The sequence below is a fragment of the Arsenicibacter sp. R0_47 genome (assembly GCF_057652235.1).
In genome coordinates this window covers 318,420-335,796 of sequence record NZ_JBYFCJ010000005.1, presented here as the reverse complement: position 1 = coordinate 335,796, position 17,377 = coordinate 318,420, and the positions used below count along the sequence as shown (strand labels likewise).

Sequence of the window (17,377 nt, the reverse complement as noted above, 5' to 3'; positions counted from 1 at the left end):
CCGCCCTCATGTTTAGTTACTGGGAACAACAAACGTTTTTACGCGGCATTGACATTGCCGTCATCGGCAGCGGGATTGTCGGTCTGTCGGCCGCCATCCATCTGAAAAGACAACAACCAACCGTAACTGTTGCTATTTTTGAACGGGGAATGCTACCAAGCGGCGCCAGCACCAAAAATGCCGGATTTGCCTGCTTCGGTAGCATTTCTGAATTATTGATGGACCTCGAATCCCATACCGAAGCCGACGTGATGGGATTAGTCGTCAAACGCTGGCAGGGGCTACAACGCCTGAAAGCCAACATCGGCACGGCAGGTCTGCGTTTCGAGCCCGTCGGCGGGTATGAACTCTTCGACGATACAGCGCTCTACGACCAATGCGCTGACCGGATTCCGTATTTCAATACGCTGCTTCATGATGAAATCGGCCCGGACACGTACCGGTCTGCCGGCGCTGACATTCTGCGCTTTGGTTTTAAAGGCGTTAAGCACCTCATCTTTAACCAATACGAAGGCCATATTCATACGGGTACCATGATGGCGGCCCTGCTTGAAAAAGCACAGGCGCTCGGCATCAAACGTTTCAACGGTGCTCTGATAAAGGCCATCGAAACAACCAGTCAGGGGGTAGAACTGGTTACCGGTCAGGGACTGATCCATTGCCGGAAAGCGCTCGTAGCAACCAACGCTTTTGCACGTCAGTTGCTGCCGGAGCTGGATGTAACGCCCGGCCGCGGCCAGGTACTCGTCACGAAACCGGTTCCGGGACTTACCATCAAAGGCACTTTTCACTACGACAAAGGCTATGTCTATTTCCGTGATATCGACGGTCGTGTGTTGCTCGGCGGCGGCCGGAATCTGGATGTAGCCGGGGAAACCACTACCGAAGCGGGCTTGTCTGACATTATCCAGACGCGGTTGATTTCCTTGCTTGATGAGGTCATTCTGCCCGGCCGGGCCTATGAAATTGACATGCGCTGGAGCGGTATTATGGGGTTTGGTAAACAGCAAACGCCCATTGTCCGGCAGGTAACGGAGCACGTGGTTTGTGCCGTCAAAATGCAGGGAATGGGCGTTGCACTGGGTAGTCTGACCGGTGAGGAAGCCGCTGACCTATTGCTTCGACAGTGATTGCCAGACCTCAACCGGCCGGTCAGTTGACATGATATCGGCGCCGTTTTTCACAAACTGCCGGTAGACCTGATCGCCTTTAGCAACGGCCTGTCTGTCAAGATTGCCCAGCGTCCCGAGAATGCACGGAATCCCTTTCTGATGCAGGAACTGATACAGCTCAGCATCCGGCTCTTTTACACCAACGAACGCCACCATGCGGTTATCGGGAATACCCAGATCGTGGTGCCGGTCGTATTCGGCGCGGTTCCGGATTGTGACGGAAATCATCAGCGACGAGTCCAGTTTATGGACTTTAGCGGCGTCCTGTGCGTTGTAAGTAATCACGCAGGCGTAACCGGCAGCGCCCGTTTTGTGAATCATATCCACCACTTTATCGAACGACACATTCCGCTTTACATCGAGGGTGAACGTCACTTTATTTTTACCCCACCGCAGCACCTGTTCCAGCGTCGGAATTTTAAACGCAGTCAGGTTACCGGCATTATCTTCCAGCCGGTACTGCTGAATATCAGCGTAGGTCTTGTCAATCAGTTTCCCCGTGCCGTTGGTCGTCCGGTCGAGCGTCTGATCGTGCATCATTACCAGCACACTGTCTTTGGTCAGATCAATGTCGCATTCGATAATAACCGGCAGCCGTTTGGCCAGGTAATCAAAGGATTCGATGCAGTTTTCCGGGTATCCTTTAATGTCGCCGCCACCGCGGTGAGCAGAGATCATGCCGGTACGGACGGCTTTGGGCGCCCAGAAGTCTGCCAGGCTGGCCGGTGCCTTTGTGTATGTTTTCGGTGCACAGGCCGCCAACGAGACGGCCAGTATACCGATGAGTGTTTTGGTAAGCGTCATGCCACAAAGGTAACGTAAAAACCATTTTCAGTGATTAATACCCAACCTTATCCCGTTGCCGGATGCTGTATTCATCCTTGGGAAACAGATCCGTATTAATCTCAGCCTGAACCATCGTTGGCCGGGGCAGCAATTGTGTCACCGGCCGGTATTTGCCGATCAGCTTCCAGAGATCCACGTTTGCGGTCCCGTAATGCTGCTTACTGAACGTGCTCGTGGCGCGTTGCTCAATAGCAGCCCAGTCGAGCGGAATCGGTTCGTTGCTCCCGACCAGCACCAGATGCTCTACGTACAGAACGTATGGAAATACCTGTCGGAAGGTATTCAGCACACGGCCCGTCGGACACCACGTAACCGCCAGGCCTTTTGGTTTCAGCCGGGAACGCAGCAATTCAAAGTACTCCTTAGAGTAAATATTGCCCGAAAACGCCGATGAGGGCCGCAGTGCATCGGCTTCGATCACGTCGTACAGATCCGGCCGCTGCCGGAGGGCATACCGGCCGTCGCGGAAAATCAGTTGCAGGCGTTTGTCGGACAGCACATAGTCTACAGCACGGTCATTGGCAACGGCGGCGTATTCGGCCAGCAGCTGTGCCTGATTACTCACAATCTCAAAGCAATCGATCCGGCGGGTTTCGGCCCGGCCACCGATCCCCTGCACCGTCCCGCCTGACCCCAGACCGATGACCGCCACCTTTTCCGGATTCGGGTGAATCATAACGGGCAGGCCGCCCAGCAGGGTATGCACTTCGTCAATATAAAACGGCAATCCACTCTGCCCCAGCCCGTTCACAAATACAACGCCGCTGCGCTGATTGCTATCGAGCTTAATAACCGATACACCTGATTCGTTTTCATTGAACAAAATCTGTTTCTCTGACCGCACCCCGTTCATGAGCTGCCAGAAACGGTTGTTATCCGGAATGGTCAGGATAGCCAGCAGCTGCACAATCACCAGCACAATCATGGCAAGCGGATGGATATGCTTCCGGTAGAACAGCACAAACCCGTAGACCAGACTCAGGCCTGCAATGAGCCGCAGCAGTTCAGCTGACCCGAACAGCGGAAACCCAACCCAGGTCACCCACCACGCGCCGACCGCCGACCCGACGATGTTGATAAACTGGAGCCAGCCCACTTTACGCCCTACTTCTTCGTACCGGTCCTGTATCAGCGACTGCGAAACGGCAAAGCTTAACCCCATCATGAACGTCGGAATGAACAGCAGAAAAACCGGAATCAGGCCGTAGGTGAACAACATAAACCGCGCGTTCAGCACCGGCTCGCCGCTCAGGAAATAATCCCACAGAAACCGCAGGGCCGGTACGTTACTGACACTACCGATAAAGATCACGACCGACAAGCCAGTATAGCCGTACAGCATGATCTGTGCAATCAGAAACAGGCGTTCACGGCGGGCGGGCACCTGAAAGGCGCGGCCTTTCACCAGCCGTACCCCTACCCAGGTACCAATCGCCATGGAACCCAGGTAGATGGCCAGCAAAACCGAAAACGTCAGCGACACCGACTTAATCAGCGTTTCGAGAACCCGGAACCAGATCAGTTCCAGCGACAGGGCTGCCAGCCCGGACAGAAAGTAATGGGTTGACCACAGGGTCAGCATGGGCGTAAAGGTCAGGCTGCCGATTTCCGGACCCGAAGCGGTATCCGCTCCGGTCTGCGGTTGCTGCCGGCCAAGCCCGAGCGCCCCGATGGCACAAATGCCGTTAAACGCCACGCCGACCCAGATGGATGAGGCGTAGCCCATCTGCCGTACCAGCACAAATCCGGTCACGAATGCCCCGACCGCCGCCCCGAGCGTATTAACAAAGTACAGCAGACTGATGTAACGGGCCTGTTCGGTGCCGTCGGCAAACCGGAACGCTTTAGAAAGTGCCGGTAAGGAAAACCCCATCAGAAATGTCGGGACCAGCAATACCCCGAACACCACTGCGTAGAGCACAAGGGTATTATCCCCGAAATCGGGCGCCGACTGAAACAGGTAATCGTAGAGAATGGCTTTACTGAACGCGGCAAACAGCAGGATGCCGACTTCGGCACCGACAAAATAGCGCAGGTTTATGGCCGGCGTAGCGCGGTCGGCGAGCCGCCCGCCGACGAGGTATCCTAACCCGAGACCGGTCATAAAGGCCGAAACAATGAGGCTGATACTGACGGTATCTGAACCAGTGTAAAAAACGAGCAGGCGTTGCCAGATGACCTGATAAAGCAGGGCGGCAAAGCCGGAAAGGAAAAATAAGACAAACAGGATAAGTACAGGCCGTTTGGCCGCCGGTAAAACATTGGTCATTTGGATAGGTAAGCTATGTGGGAGTAGTGAATATTAATGGCATTATTTTGCCTGCACCGCTTTCATCAGTACGGTATTATCGGGGTCGAGCACAACCAGTACCGGCTTCTGCGCCAGCGGGATGGTGAACTCCTGCTGCCGCTTGTCGAGCACCACCCTGACTGAACGCGCCAAGTCACGGTTAACGCCGTCCTGCAAACTAAATACCAGCGGTAAGGTAAACGTAGTGGCCGCGGGCTGTTGCTGCGTTACGCTAATCACCAGCGTTTTTCCGGCGGCGTCATACCGCCAGCGCCAGCTCAGGTCCGGATAGCCGGGTTGATAGAGCCACTGCCGGAAAAACGTATCCAGCGAGCGGCCGGCCGTTTTTTCCATGATCTGCTGAAAGCCGGCGGTCCGGGCATTGCTGTCGCGGTAGCGGGCATAATACGCACGGATACCCTGCCAGAATACCTCATCGCCCACTTCATGGCGGAGCATGTGTAATACCCAGCCGCCTTTCTGGTACGAATTCGGATTCAGCAGACTGATCAGATCCGTGGCTGTTGAGTCCACAATTGTTCCGTTAGGGCGCAGGCCAGCAAACCGGAATACCTGCCCTTTGTTGGTATTCAGGATGCGATTGAGCGTGTCACGCCCGTAAGCATGTTCGAGATACAGAGCCGAAAAATAGGTGGCAAACCCTTCGCTGAGCCAGACGTGCGGCCAGTCTGCCTCCGACGCCGAGTTACCAAACCACTGATGGGCAATTTCGTGGGCCAGCAGCGCCTCCATGTTTATATCCTTGCGGCCGACAATCGCTTTTTCGTTGTAAAAAATACAGCTGGCATTCTCCATGCCGCCAAACATCGTCGTCGACTCTACATTGGCCAGTTTCTCATAGGCATACGGCCCGATTTTGTCGATGAAGAACTGCAACATGGCGCGGGCAGGTTTGTAGTCGATAAATCCCTTTGTGCTATCGCGCGGATACAGCCAGCTCTGCACCGGAATGCCGGCCACGTTTCCGACCTCTTCAACCGCAAACTGCGCCGCGCCGATCACCATGACTTTGGTCGGGATCGGCGTTCCTTCGTGCCAGTGGGTGAGTTTCTGCCCGTTCGGCATGACGTGCTCAGTGACCAGTTTGCCGTTGGCAATAACGCGGTATCGGGCCGGTGCGGTCACCATAAAATCGCAGGTGGCCTTATCCGACGGATGGTCAACGACCGGCAGCCAATGACGGGCATTATTAGGCCAGTTATCACCGAAGAATGTCCGGTCGCCGAATTTATTCTTACTGATAATCAAGCCCTTCTCCGGCACCCCTTCGTAGCGGATCAGTACTTCCTGCGGAATATTGGGCTGACCGGCCAGTGTCAGGAACACGCGGTTCTGCCGGTGGCTAAAGGCCACGTCTTTCCCGTCGGCGGTCGATACTCCGGTGACCCGCATGCCGGTCGTGGTGGTCCCCGACGCCGGTCCCGCCAGGTCAAACCAGATGGGGTTCGTCTGATCCGTCCGCCGGTTGAAGCGGATACGGGTTTCGCCCCTGATCTGATCGGAGGCATCCGACAGCGTCAGCGAAAAATGATAGAACAACACATCTATGTCCGGTTGCTGGTAGGCCGACTGTCCATAGCTTTGGCCCCAGACAGCCAGCAGCAAAACGAAAAGGTATCTGTTCATAATTAGTGCCTGTATGACCCGTTCGGTCAAATGTCAGTTGAATACCTGTAGTGACCCCTGTTTGGATCATTAAATTTTCGCTAAAATAGCACACAATCAATAACCTTTGCTACGGGTGCCGGTTACCCAACTAATGCAATACCCAACAAATTGACTATTGAATGTTTTGTTTCCGGTTAATGCGGGTAGGGCTGTACACTCAATCGCTCAATCACTAACTCACTCAATGAACATATGGAGAAGAAATTAGCCGGACAAACGGCTCTGGTTACAGGAGGCAGCTCGGGCATCGGCGCGGGCGTGGCGCTCGCACTCGGGCAGGCAGGCGCTAATGTGGTGGTAAATTATAGCTCAAGTCTGAAAGGCGCACAGGAAGTTGTCGTACAGATTGAAGCCGCCGGCAGTCAGGCAATCGCCATTCAGGCCGATGTCAGCAAGGAAGACGAGGTACAGGCCATGTTCTCGCAAGCCATTGAGCACTTTGGCACCATCGACATTCTGGTGAACAATGCCGGTTTGCAGAAGGACGCCAAATTTGATGAAATGACCCTGGATCAGTGGCAGACCGTGATCAACATCAACCTGACCGGTCAGTTTCTGTGCGCCCGCGAAGCCATCCGCGAGTTTCTGCGCCGCGGTCCGCGTCCGGAAGTTTCGCTCGCTACCGGTAAAATCATCTGCATGAGTTCGGTGCACGAGGTGATTCCGTGGGCGGGCCATGTCAACTACGCGGCCTCAAAAGGCGGGGTAAAACTCCTGATGCAATCGCTGGCGCAGGAATACGGCGACCGCAAAATCCGTGTCAACAGCATTGCCCCCGGCGCGATCCAGACGCCGATCAATAAACCGGCGTGGGAAACGCCGCAGGCCCTGAACAGCCTGATGTCGCTCATCCCGTATAACCGCATCGGCCAACCGGGCGACATCGGTAAGCTGGCCGTTTTTCTGGCTTCCGACGATTCGGATTACATTACCGGCACCAGTATCCTGATTGACGGGGGCATGACCGTTTTCGAAAGCTTCGCCACCGGCGGCTGAGCTGTTCAAACGCTTACACAATGACTAACTCAGCGGAATGGGCGCGGCTCCTGGAGAACGCCAAAAAATCAGTACCCCTCGAAAAATGGGGTTCCTACCTGTCTGACCGCCAATGGGCAACGGTCCGCGAAGATTACAGCGCCGACGGCAATGCCTGGGATTTTTTCCCGCACAACCACGCCCGTTCGCGCGTGTATCGCTGGGGAGAAGACGGGCTGGGGGGTATTTCGGATCATCACCAGCACATTTGCTTTGCGCTGGCGCTCTGGAACGGCAAAGATCCGATCCTGAAAGAGCGGCTCTACGGGCTGACCAACTACGAAGGCAATCACGGTGAGGATGTTAAGGAACTGTATTACTACCTCGACAACACGCCGACGCATTCGTACATGAAGTTTCTGTACAAATACCCGCAGGCGGTATTTCCCTACGAACAGCTCCGGCAGGAGAATGCCCGCCGGACGCGTCAGGATCCGGAATTTGAACTGCTGGACACCGGCGTTTTTTCCGAAAACCGGTATTTCGACGTGGTCGTGGAGTATGCGAAGGTACATGCAGAGGACATTTGTATCCGGATTTCGGTCACGAACCGGGGTCCCGAAACCGCCCCGATTCATGTGCTGCCGACGCTCTGGTGCCGCAACCGCTGGGCCTTCGAGACGGACTATCCGAAGCCGGTCATTACCCGCCAGCCCGAAACCGGCACGGCCGGATCAGTGGTGCTGATGCACGCGAAAGCCGGTCAGTACCGGCTCTACTATCAGCCAACCGAGACGGCATTCATGACCGAAAATGAGTCGAATACCTTACGGCTCTACGGCATTCCGAACCGGTCGCCGTTTGTAAAAGACGCTTTCCATGATGCGCTGACCGGACAGAACAGCTACCTCCCTGATGCCTTGCAGCAACAGCAAACCGGGACCAAGTTTGCACCGGTCTACCCGCTGAATGTGGCGGGCGGGACCACGGTCACCCTGTCGCTCCGGCTTTGTAAGGAATCGCTTTCCAGTCCGTTTGATGCCGCTTTCAGCGAGGCTTTTTCGTTACGGAAGCAGGAGGCCGACGCCTTTTATGACCGCATGGCTCCCGTTAACGCACCCGAAGACCTGAAAAATATCCAGCGGCAGGCCCTCGCCGGGTTGCTGTGGAGCCGCCAGTATTACCACTATGACATACCCCGCTGGCTGATGGGTGATCCGGGCTTACCAAAGCCACCGTCCGAACGCATTCTGGGCCGTAATCACCATTGGACGCACCTCAACAACGAAGATGTGCTGCTGATGCCCGACAAATGGGAATACCCGTGGTACGCCGCCTGGGATCTGGCGTTTCACTGCGTGCCGATGGCGATGATCGACCCGTTGTTTGCCAAGAACCAGCTGATTCTGATGATGCGGGAGTGGTACATGAGTCCGGCGGGACAGATTCCGGCCTACGAATGGAACTTCTCGGATGTCAATCCGCCCGTACATGCCTGGGCGGCCCTTTCCGTTTACCGCATCGAACGCACCATCCACGGCCACGCCGATGTTGACTTCCTGAAACGCATCTTTCAGAAACTGCTCATCAACTTTACGTGGTGGGCCAACCGCCACGACGAAGAAGAAAACAACGTTTTTTCGGGTGGTTTCCTTGGCCTCGACAATATCGGGGTCATCGACCGCAGCCATCTGCCGCCGGGCACCCTGCTCGAACAGGCCGACGCCACAGCCTGGATGGCGCTTTATGCGTTGAATATGATGGACATCGCCCTCGAAATCACGGTTTATGACCCGACGTTTGAGGATGTTGCCACGAAGTTCTACGAGCATTTTATCCTGATTGCCGAATCGCTGAATCAGGAGCTGTGGGACGAAGAAGACGGCTTTTACTACGACGTACTCTATCCGGCCCACGGCGACGCTACCCGCCTGAAAGTGCGGTCGGTGGTGGGGCTAACGGTGCTTTTTGCCGTTTCGGTCATCAAGCGCAGCAAGTGCGGTCCCCTTTCCGATTTCCTGAAACGGATGGATTATTTTCACAAATACCACCAACGCCTCGGCAAGCCCCTGCCCAACGAACAAACCTCCGACGAAGGCGATATTATCCTGTCGCTGGTTTCGAAGGAACGACTGGTAAAACTGCTGCAAATCCTGCTCGACGAAACCGAGTTTTTGTCGGCGGGCGGTATCCGGGCCCTGTCCAAATACCACGAGCAGCACCCTTATGCGATTCAGCTCGACGGGCAGGTCTACAGTGTCCGCTACAATCCGGGCGATTCTGATTCGTCGATGTTCGGCGGCAACTCAAACTGGCGCGGACCGGTCTGGATGCCGATCAACTACCTGTTTATCAAATCCCTGAAAAAATACCATCAGTTCTACGGCGACTCGCTCAAAGTGGAATTTCCGACCCGGTCCGGCAATTTTCTGACCCTAGAACAGGTCTCCAACGAGCTGGCGAAACGGGTGGTACACATCTTTTCACAGTCGTCACTGGGGCAGCGGCTTGTCCACGGCCCATATGCTGATTTTTACCAGAGACCTGAAAATAAGGACCTGCTTTTGTTCTACGAATATTTTCACGGCGATACGGCTCATGGCATCGGCGCCTCGCACCAAACCGGCTGGACCGCCGTCGTCGCCGAGCTGATTAATGACGATGCGTGGGAATGGGAGTGATTAATGGATAATGGATAATGGATAATGGATAATGGATAATGGATAATGGATAATGGATAATGGATAATGGATAATGGATAATTTAAAAAAATGGCCGGGAAATCATTATTCATTAAAAACATTACTCATTATTCATTTAAAACTAAGTAGGGGTAAGCACGCTTGCGGCTGTCATGGGGTGGTAAACAACAACATCACCCCATGAACGCACAGCGTAGTTTCCTCTTTTTTGCCCTCCTCTTCTGCTCAAATGTTGTCTACGGACAAGCCCGGTTTACCCAGACAATCAGGGGTACGGTCGTCGATCAAAGTTTACAGACGCCGGTTCCGGGGGCAACCGTGGCACTCGTCAGCCTCTCCCCGATCAAAGGTACACTGACCGAATCTGACGGTACCTTCCGGTTAACGCAGGTGCCCGTTGGCCGTCACACGCTGAAAATTTCGTTTGTCGGTTATAAAGACGCTGTCCTGACCAGTGTAGTGGTGGATGCCGGTAAAGAACTGGTTCTGACCATCAATCTGGAAGAAACCATCAACCAGCTGACGGAGGTAACCGTAAAGCCAACCCTCGAAAAAGACAAGCCGCTGAATGAAATGGCTACGGTATCGGCCCGTACCTTTTCGGTCGAAGAAACCCAGCGGTTTGCAGCTGCCGTGAATGACCCCGCCCGCATGGCCACTGCCTACGCCGGCGTGGTCGGGGCCGACGACGGCAATAATCTGATTGTTATTCGCGGAAACGCCCCCAACGGCCTGCTCTGGCGGATGGAAGGCGTAGAGATTCCGAATCCGAACCACTTTGCCAACATCGGGTCGGCCGCCGGCGGGGTGTCGATCCTGAGCGCTCAGTTACTCGCCAACTCCGATTTTATGACCAGCGCTTTTCCCGCCGAATACGGCAACGCGCTCTCCGGTGTGTTTGACCTCAAGCTCCGCCGGGGCAATAACCAGAAGCGGGAAAGCACGGTGCAGGCCGGTGTACTGGGCATCGATGTCTCGTCGGAAGGGCCGTTTTCGAAGCACTATAAGGGGTCTTACCTGTTCAACTACCGGTATTCAACGCTGGGTATCCTGTCGATGGTCGGGGTTAACGTGACGTCGGGCGTTACCACCTTTCAAGACCTGTCGTTTAACATGTATCTGCCTACCCGTAAGGCAGGAACCTTTACGTTGTTTGGTTTCGGCGGACTAAGCAGCCAGCATATCGAAGCCAACCGCGACTCGACGGCATGGACAAGTGAATTTGACCGTCTCAGCGAGACGTACTATGCCAACACGGGGGCCGTCGGAGCCACCCATTCACTGAATATCGGCCGCAAAGCGTTTCTGAAAACGGTTGTGCTGGCATCGGGCTACCGCAACGGGCTCAAAGGTACGTACCTGACCGATGAGCTCAAACCGCAACGCCGCGAAGACGACAGCTATACCGTGCAGCGCCGGACCATTTCCAGCGTGCTGACCTACAAACTCAACGCCAAAAACACCTTCCGGACTGGTCTGATTGGTGCACAAATCCGGTACGACCTGCTGAATAATGCGTGGATTGATACCCTGCAACAAATCCGGACGATGATTTCGATTAATAACCAGACGGCTTACACCCTGCAAGCCTACGGACAGTGGAACTACCGTTTGTCGGAGCAGGTAACGCTGAATGCGGGGTTGCATTACCTCGGCTTTCTGCTCAACAGCACCCATTCGGTGGAACCGCGCGCGTCGATACGGTGGGCGTTTTTGCCGAAACATACGCTTAGCCTCGGGTATGGCCTGCACAGTCAGTTGCAGAATCCGGCCCTGTATTTTATCAAACTTCCAGCCGCCGACGGCAGCCTGAATGCTCCCAACCGGCACCTGGGCCTCAGCAAATCGCACCATGCGGTTTTGGCCTACGACTACTCCATAAACGACCATCTGCGGCTGAAGGCCGAAGCCTACTATCAGGCGCTGTTTAACCTGCCGGTCAGCGCCGGGACACGCGACGCCTTTTCGACCGTTAACCAGATGTATGGTTTTTCGGTGCGACCATTCGCCAATACCGGTAAGGGCCGCAATTACGGCGCGGAGCTGACCCTGGAGCAGTTCCTGCATCATAACCTGTATTTCCTGTGGTCAGCGTCGCTCTACCGCTCCGAATACCAGGGCTCGGACCAAATCTGGCGCAGTACCCGTTACGACGGCAACTACGCGACTAACCTCCTGGCCGGCAAAGAGTTTATCATGGGCGAAACGGGTGTGTTCAAAAACAGTGTGCTGGGGCTGAACGTCAAACTGACGTATTTCGGCGGTTACCGCGACACGCCCATCAACCTCGCCGAATCGCAGCGGCAGCAGCAGACGGTTTACGTGGATGCGTTGACGAATACGCTGAAAATTCCCGACTATTTCCGGACGGACATCCGGCTGAGCTGGAAGAAAAACAAACAGCATTCCACCCGCACGTTGTCGCTGGACATTCAGAACGTAACGAACCGGCAGAACGTCTTTGGGCAGTATTTCGAACCCCGCTCAGGCAACACTAAAACCTACTACATGACCGGCCTGTTACCCATACTGAGCTATCGGATTGTGTTTTAACAATCGTTCCAGCCGCATAAAAACGCCGGAGCTCTTTTATAAGTCCGTCGTTTTTTGTTGGTTTGGAAAAAGGGATATTTACATAGTACCATGACCGATCAAAGTAAAGCGTTTCTTTATACTTACCTGAACAATGCCTCACCGACCGGCTTTGAGGCCCCGGGGCAGCAAATCTGGCTTGACTATCTGAAGCCATACATTGACGAGTACATTGTTGACGTATACGGCACGGCCGTCGGGGTGATTAACCCGGGACAACCGTATAAAGTGGTGATCGAAGCCCACTCGGATGAGATTTCGTGGTTCGTGAACTACATCGACGACAACGGCTATATTTACGTCCGCCGCAACGGTGGGTCGGATGCCGTCATTGCACCGTCGATGCGGGTTAACCTGCACACGAAAAAAGGTGTTGTTACAGGTGTTTTCGGCTGGCCGGCTATCCACGTCCGCGACCTCGGAAAGGACACCGCTCCGAAAGTAACTGACCTGTTCATCGACGTGGGCGCCGCCAACAAGCAGGAAGTGGCCGAAATGGGCATCCATGTCGGAACCGTCTGCACGTTTGTCGATGGCCTGTTCGAGCTGAACGACCGGTACTACGTTGGTCGTGCCCTCGACAACCGCATGGGTGGTTTCATGATTGCCGAGGTAGCCCGCATGCTGAAAGAAAACAACGTTACGCTGCCGTTTACGCTCTACATCGTCAATGCCGTACAGGAAGAAATCGGGCTGCGGGGTGCCGAGATGATCGCGCGCCGCCTGCGCCCCGACCTGGCCATCTGTACCGATGTGACGCACGACACCCAGTCGCCGCGCTACGACAAAAAAGAGCAGGGTGACCTCAAAGCGGGCGGCGGTCCGGTGCTTTGCTACGGTCCGGCGGTGCAGAACAACGTACTGGACTTCATCATTGACGTAGCCGATAAAAACAGCATTACTTTCCAGCGGCAGGCCGTCAGCCGGTCGACCGGTACGGATACTGATGCGTTTGCCTACGCCACCGAAGGCATCGCCTCCGCCCTGATCTCGCTGCCCCTGAAGTACATGCACACCACCGTCGAAACCGTCCACAAAGACGACGTACAGTCGGTGATTCAGCTCATGTACCAGACACTCCTCGCGCTACAAGGCAATGAGGATTTCAGATACATAAAATAGTGGTGATTGAGCGAATGAGTGATTGAGTGGCTAGTTCACTCAATCACTCATTCGCTCAATCACCAATTCCTAGAGGTACATCTGTACCATTTTGTGCCAGTATTTGGCTTTGTGGGCGCGGCCTTGCCAGACGTAGAATTCGTGGGGAATCTGTTTTTCGTGGAAGATGTCGCGGAGGGCCATGTTGTTACCAAGGAACGGATCCTGATCGCCGATAGTAAAGGTAATCTGCATCCGGCGGATGAGGTTCAGGGTGTATTCTTCCTGTAAATTAGGCAGGAAGTGAATCGGCGTATTGAAGTAAATGTCTTCGTTATATTCATCGTCGAACAGGCCCCGGAAATCATCAACAGCCATTGACAAATCATACCGGCCACTGAACGCAACAACCCGGCCAAACAGATGCGGGTGTCGCAGGGCAATGTTCATGGCATGGAACGCACCGAGGCTGCAACCATGTGAGATCATAAACGGCTGATCATTTTTCACCCGTGTCAGCGGCAATACCTCGTCCAGAATATACTGCTCGTACTGTAAATGCCGCCTGATCCGGTCATTGGGCGGTGCATATACGTTATACACACTCTCCGCATCAATGCTGTCGACACAGAACAGCTGAATCCAGCCGTTATTAATCTTATCGGCCAATGCCTCCACCAGCCCGAAATTTTCGTATTCGTAGAACCGGCCGCAACGCGTCGGAAACACCAGCACTCGGGCACCGGCATGCCCGAAGATTAACATTTCCATCTTCCGGCCGAGGTTCGGGCTATACCATTCGTGATACTCGCGGTGCATAACAAGTTCGGTTCAACGGCCGAATTTCGGTAGTTTTCGGGTAATCGGTTGTAAAGAAATCGTTAAAAAGCAACGGCGCTCGTCAACAACACATCCCGCCACAGCGCGTACCCTTTCGGGTTCAGGTGCAGTCCATCGGCCTCGTACAGCTCCCGCCGCGGTAATCCATGATTGTTCAGCATGGGCGTGTAGAGATCAACAAACTGGCAATGAGGCAATTCCTGTATTTTTTCGGAAATAATTTTGTTGGTGTAATGGATCCGGTCTACAATGGCCCACCGCGCCGGACTTGGCTTAATGGCCAGATAAACCAGCGGGGTGCCGGGCAGGTGCTGCGCCACTTTATCGACCAGCGTGCAGAAAAACAGGTAGACTTCTTCGGGATGACGGTTATCGCCCAGGTCATTATCGCCCGCGTAGAATACGATCGACGACGGTTTGGCGGGCACCACCAGCCGTTCAAAAAACCACGTGCAGGCCGCCAGTGTGGAACCGCCAAAGCCCAGATTCAGCGTTTTTTTCTCCGGAAAATCTGCCGCCAGCGACGACCATAACCGGATCGATGAGCTGCCGTAAAATACTGTCCGGCCAACCAGGGGTGGTTTGTTCGTTACTTTTCGTTCAAGCTGCCGGACTTCTTCTTCGTACCAGAACATTCCCTCGTTACGCGCTTTGCTGTTCTTTTTTCTTTGCCTGTCCGATGCTGTTCATCCATTTCCTGATCAGTCCCGCCAACGGCTTGAACTCAATCAGGAACCCGTCATGTCCGTACAGCGAGTCAATTTCTTCATACACCGCATTCGGGATATGCCGGGCCAGAAACTGCTGCTCCGACGGCGGAAACAGAATATCCGAGCGGATACCGACCACCAGCGTATTGGCTTTAATTTGTGCCAGGGCATTCAGGATACTGCCCCGGTTACGGCCCACGTTATGGGAATCCATCACCGTTGTCAGAACCCGATAGGTAAAGGCATTAAAACGCGCGGCAATTTTCTCACCCTGATACCGCTGGTAGCTGGCAGCCTTGTAATCCGTTAGTTGCTCGTTGTTATCGAGGGCCTGTGTAAAGCCGTAGGTATCGTAGTTTCGGTACGAAATCAGAGCCATCGAGCGTGCAGCTTTCATACCATTCACGCCCGCATCGTCGCGGCGTTCGAACCAGGTCGGATCGGCTTCAATCGCCATCCGCTGCGACTCATTAAAGGCAATGCCCCAGGGCGAAAAAACCGCATTAGACGCAATCAGGATCAGGTTTTCGACCAGGCGCGGGTGCAGAATGGCCCATTCAACCGCCTGTTGCCCACCCAATGAACCGCCGATAAGCTTGTATATTTTTTCAATACCCAGTTCCTGCCGCAGCAGGTCCAGTGCGTTGACCATGTCACGGATGGTAATGGTCGGGAAATCGTGATAAAACGGTTCGCCCGTTTCCGGATTAACCGAGAGCGGGCCGGTAGACCCGTAACAGGAGCCAATGACGTTGGCACAGATGATGAAATGCTGAGCCGGGTCGTAAAACTTTCCCTGACCCACTAACCCGCTCCACCAGTCGGCCGGATCGGCATTGCCGGTAAGGGCATGGCAGATCCAGATCACATTTTTCGGATCTTCAGGCTTATACGTACCATAGGTGGTATAAGCCAGCCGAAAGCCCGGCAACGTTCCGCCCGCTTCGAGAGGGAAAGAATATTTGTAGTCGAAGTAGTTCAAAACTTAAACAGTTTCGGTCAGCCGGCTTTCGCCGGCTGACCGTAGGTAGATCTAACAATATGCCGCAGGCCTACAGCTGGGCAAAGGCCTGTTCAAAATCAGCTTTAATGTCGTCGATATGCTCCGTACCAACCGATACACGCAGCAAGCCCGGTTCTACACCGGCGGCCGCCTGCTCGTGTTCCGACAACTGCTGGTGCGTTGTCGAGGCCGGATGGATAATCAACGATTTTGAATCCCCGACGTTGGCCAGGTGACTCAGGAGTTTCAGGCTGTTTACAAAGCGGTCGGCGGCATCCTTACCCGCTTTCAGCTTAAACATAAACACCCCGCCAAATCCGCGTTTAAGGTATTTTTTTGCCCGCTCGTGGTACGGACTGCTTTCCAGTCCCGGATAGTTTACGTACTCAACCAGTTCGTGCTGTTCCAGCCACTGCGCCAGAGCGAGGGCGTTCTGCACCGTCCGGTCAACGCGGAGCGACAGTGTTTCAATGCCTTGCAACAGCATAAACGAGTTGAACGGTGAAATGGCAGGACCCCAGTCGCGGAGACCTTCCACCCGTGCCCGGATCGCAAACTGAATGTTGCCGAACGGCCCGTTTACCCCGAATACGTCAGAGAAGACCAGTCCGTGGTAGCCCGGCGACGGCTGGCTGAACTGCGGGAACTTGCCGTTACCCCAGTCGTACGTACCGCCATCGACAATTACCCCGCCGATGCTCGTTCCGTGACCGCCGATCCACTTCGTTGCCGATTCGACGACAACCGCCGCACCGTGTTCCAGGGGCCGGAACAGATAACCACCCGCCCCGAAGGTATTGTCGACAATCAGCGGAATATCGTGTTTCTTCGCCAGTGCCGACAGCCCTTCCCAATCCGGAATATTAAAGCCCGGATTGCCGATGGTTTCAACATAAATGGCTTTGGTATTGTCGTCGATCAGCTTTTCATAGCTCTCGATGCTTTCGTTTTCTGTAAAGCGAACGTCGATACCGAGGCGTTTGAATGAGACCTTAAACTGGTTGTAGGTACCGCCATAGAGGTATGCCGTCGAAATAAAGTTATCCCCCGCATTCAGGATGTTGTTCAGCGCGATGAACTGCGCCGCCTGTCCCGATGCCACGGCCAGTGCAGCCACGCCGCCTTCCAGGGCCGCTACCCGCTTTTCGAACACGTCAGTTGTCGGGTTCATAATGCGGGTGTATATGTTTCCGAACGCCTTCAGGGCAAACAGGTCAGCTCCGTGCTCCGAGCTGTTGAATACATACGACGTGGTTTGATAAATGGGTACAGCCCGTGAGTTGGTTGTTGGGTCTACCTCTTGTCCGGCGTGAAGCTGGAGGGTGTCAAAATGAAATTGATCGGCCATGATTATAGGAAAATGAAAAGAAATGATGAACTATACATGCAGCACAAGCACATGCAGGCGCCGGTCTACTGAAAACGCTCCCGATTTCAGACAGACAGTGGTACAGGTT

General features: G+C 54.5%; 12 protein-coding genes. 5 read left to right on the top strand and 7 right to left on the bottom strand.

The features are described from left to right. Nucleotides 1–8: 8 nt before the first annotated feature. Entirely contained in the window at nucleotides 9–1,130 is a 1,122-nt protein-coding gene (locus AC23NW_RS12835; RefSeq protein WP_487449950.1) for an NAD(P)/FAD-dependent oxidoreductase, read from the top strand. Here AC23NW_RS12835 and AC23NW_RS12830 read toward each other — a convergent pair. The 3 genes from AC23NW_RS12830 to AC23NW_RS12820 are packed head-to-tail and all read right to left on the bottom strand — an operon-like array spanning nucleotide 1,113 to nucleotide 5,955. Then, nucleotides 1,113–1,976, bottom strand: coding sequence for a glycerophosphodiester phosphodiesterase family protein (locus tag AC23NW_RS12830; RefSeq protein ID WP_487449948.1), 864 nt, complete (start codon nucleotides 1,974–1,976; stop codon nucleotides 1,113–1,115). The genes AC23NW_RS12835 and AC23NW_RS12830 overlap by 18 nt on opposite strands. A 34-nt stretch (nucleotides 1,977–2,010) precedes the next feature. Next, nucleotides 2,011–4,287, bottom strand: a complete 2,277-nt coding sequence (locus tag AC23NW_RS12825; protein WP_487449947.1) for a fused MFS/spermidine synthase — start codon at nucleotides 4,285–4,287, stop codon at nucleotides 2,011–2,013. A 42-nt stretch (nucleotides 4,288–4,329) separates the two neighbouring features. Further along, a complete protein-coding gene (locus AC23NW_RS12820) occupies nucleotides 4,330–5,955 on the bottom strand; it encodes a M1 family metallopeptidase (protein ID WP_487449946.1) in 1,626 nt (541 codons plus the stop codon). A gap of 234 nt (nucleotides 5,956–6,189) precedes the next feature. Between AC23NW_RS12820 and AC23NW_RS12815 the strand changes: the two genes are divergently transcribed. The 4 genes from AC23NW_RS12815 (at nucleotide 6,190) to AC23NW_RS12800 (ending at nucleotide 13,388) form a co-directional block, all read left to right on the top strand. Then, entirely contained in the window at nucleotides 6,190–6,993 is an 804-nt protein-coding gene (locus tag AC23NW_RS12815; RefSeq protein ID WP_487449945.1) for an SDR family oxidoreductase, read from the top strand. Nucleotides 6,994–7,013: 20 nt separating this feature from the next. Next, nucleotides 7,014–9,653, top strand: a complete 2,640-nt coding sequence (locus AC23NW_RS12810) for an MGH1-like glycoside hydrolase domain-containing protein (RefSeq protein WP_487449943.1) — start codon at nucleotides 7,014–7,016, stop codon at nucleotides 9,651–9,653. A 201-nt stretch (nucleotides 9,654–9,854) separates the two neighbouring features. Then, entirely contained in the window at nucleotides 9,855–12,227 is a 2,373-nt protein-coding gene (locus AC23NW_RS12805) for a TonB-dependent receptor (RefSeq protein ID WP_487449942.1), read from the top strand. Between the two features lie 90 nt (nucleotides 12,228–12,317). Then, entirely contained in the window at nucleotides 12,318–13,388 is a 1,071-nt protein-coding gene (locus AC23NW_RS12800) for a M42 family metallopeptidase (RefSeq protein WP_487449941.1), read from the top strand. A 69-nt stretch (nucleotides 13,389–13,457) separates the two neighbouring features. On the opposite strand, the gene AC23NW_RS12795 is transcribed toward AC23NW_RS12800, so the two are convergent. From AC23NW_RS12795 to AC23NW_RS12780, 4 genes are all read right to left on the bottom strand, one after another. Continuing rightward, nucleotides 13,458–14,186 carry an esterase family protein gene (locus tag AC23NW_RS12795; RefSeq protein WP_293842001.1) on the bottom strand — a complete coding sequence of 243 codons (729 nt, stop codon included), beginning with the start codon at nucleotides 14,184–14,186 and terminating at the stop codon, nucleotides 13,458–13,460. Between the two features lie 62 nt (nucleotides 14,187–14,248). Beyond that, nucleotides 14,249–14,842: an SGNH/GDSL hydrolase family protein gene (locus AC23NW_RS12790; protein WP_293841998.1), complete on the bottom strand. Its 594-nt coding sequence runs from the start codon at nucleotides 14,840–14,842 to the stop codon at nucleotides 14,249–14,251. 7 nt (nucleotides 14,843–14,849) lie between these two features. Beyond that, nucleotides 14,850–15,899, bottom strand: coding sequence for a homoserine O-acetyltransferase family protein (locus AC23NW_RS12785; RefSeq protein ID WP_487449939.1), 1,050 nt, complete (start codon nucleotides 15,897–15,899; stop codon nucleotides 14,850–14,852). Nucleotides 15,900–15,969: 70 nt separating this feature from the next. Next, nucleotides 15,970–17,268 (bottom strand): O-acetylhomoserine aminocarboxypropyltransferase/cysteine synthase family protein, encoded by a 1,299-nt coding sequence (locus tag AC23NW_RS12780; protein ID WP_487449938.1) that lies wholly within the window; start codon nucleotides 17,266–17,268, stop codon nucleotides 15,970–15,972. Nucleotides 17,269–17,377: the final 109 nt, after the last annotated feature.

Excerpts from the sequence above, each read along its gene's own strand:
- AC23NW_RS12795 (WP_293842001.1), bottom strand. The coding sequence starts at position 14,186 with ATGCACCGCGAGTATCACGAATGGTATAGCCCGAACCTCGGCCGGAAG.
- AC23NW_RS12825 (WP_487449947.1), bottom strand. The coding sequence starts at position 4,287 with ATGACCAATGTTTTACCGGCGGCCAAACGGCCTGTACTTATCCTGTTT.
- AC23NW_RS12835 (WP_487449950.1), top strand. The coding sequence starts at position 9 with ATGTTTAGTTACTGGGAACAACAAACGTTTTTACGCGGCATTGACATT.
- AC23NW_RS12810 (WP_487449943.1), top strand. The coding sequence starts at position 7,014 with ATGACTAACTCAGCGGAATGGGCGCGGCTCCTGGAGAACGCCAAAAAA.
- AC23NW_RS12800 (WP_487449941.1), top strand. The coding sequence starts at position 12,318 with ATGACCGATCAAAGTAAAGCGTTTCTTTATACTTACCTGAACAATGCC.
- AC23NW_RS12790 (WP_293841998.1), bottom strand. The coding sequence starts at position 14,842 with ATGTTCTGGTACGAAGAAGAAGTCCGGCAGCTTGAACGAAAAGTAACG.
- AC23NW_RS12830 (WP_487449948.1), bottom strand. The coding sequence starts at position 1,976 with ATGACGCTTACCAAAACACTCATCGGTATACTGGCCGTCTCGTTGGCG.
- AC23NW_RS12815 (WP_487449945.1), top strand. The coding sequence starts at position 6,190 with ATGGAGAAGAAATTAGCCGGACAAACGGCTCTGGTTACAGGAGGCAGC.
- AC23NW_RS12780 (WP_487449938.1), bottom strand. The coding sequence starts at position 17,268 with ATGGCCGATCAATTTCATTTTGACACCCTCCAGCTTCACGCCGGACAA.
- AC23NW_RS12820 (WP_487449946.1), bottom strand. The coding sequence starts at position 5,955 with ATGAACAGATACCTTTTCGTTTTGCTGCTGGCTGTCTGGGGCCAAAGC.
- AC23NW_RS12805 (WP_487449942.1), top strand. The coding sequence starts at position 9,855 with ATGAACGCACAGCGTAGTTTCCTCTTTTTTGCCCTCCTCTTCTGCTCA.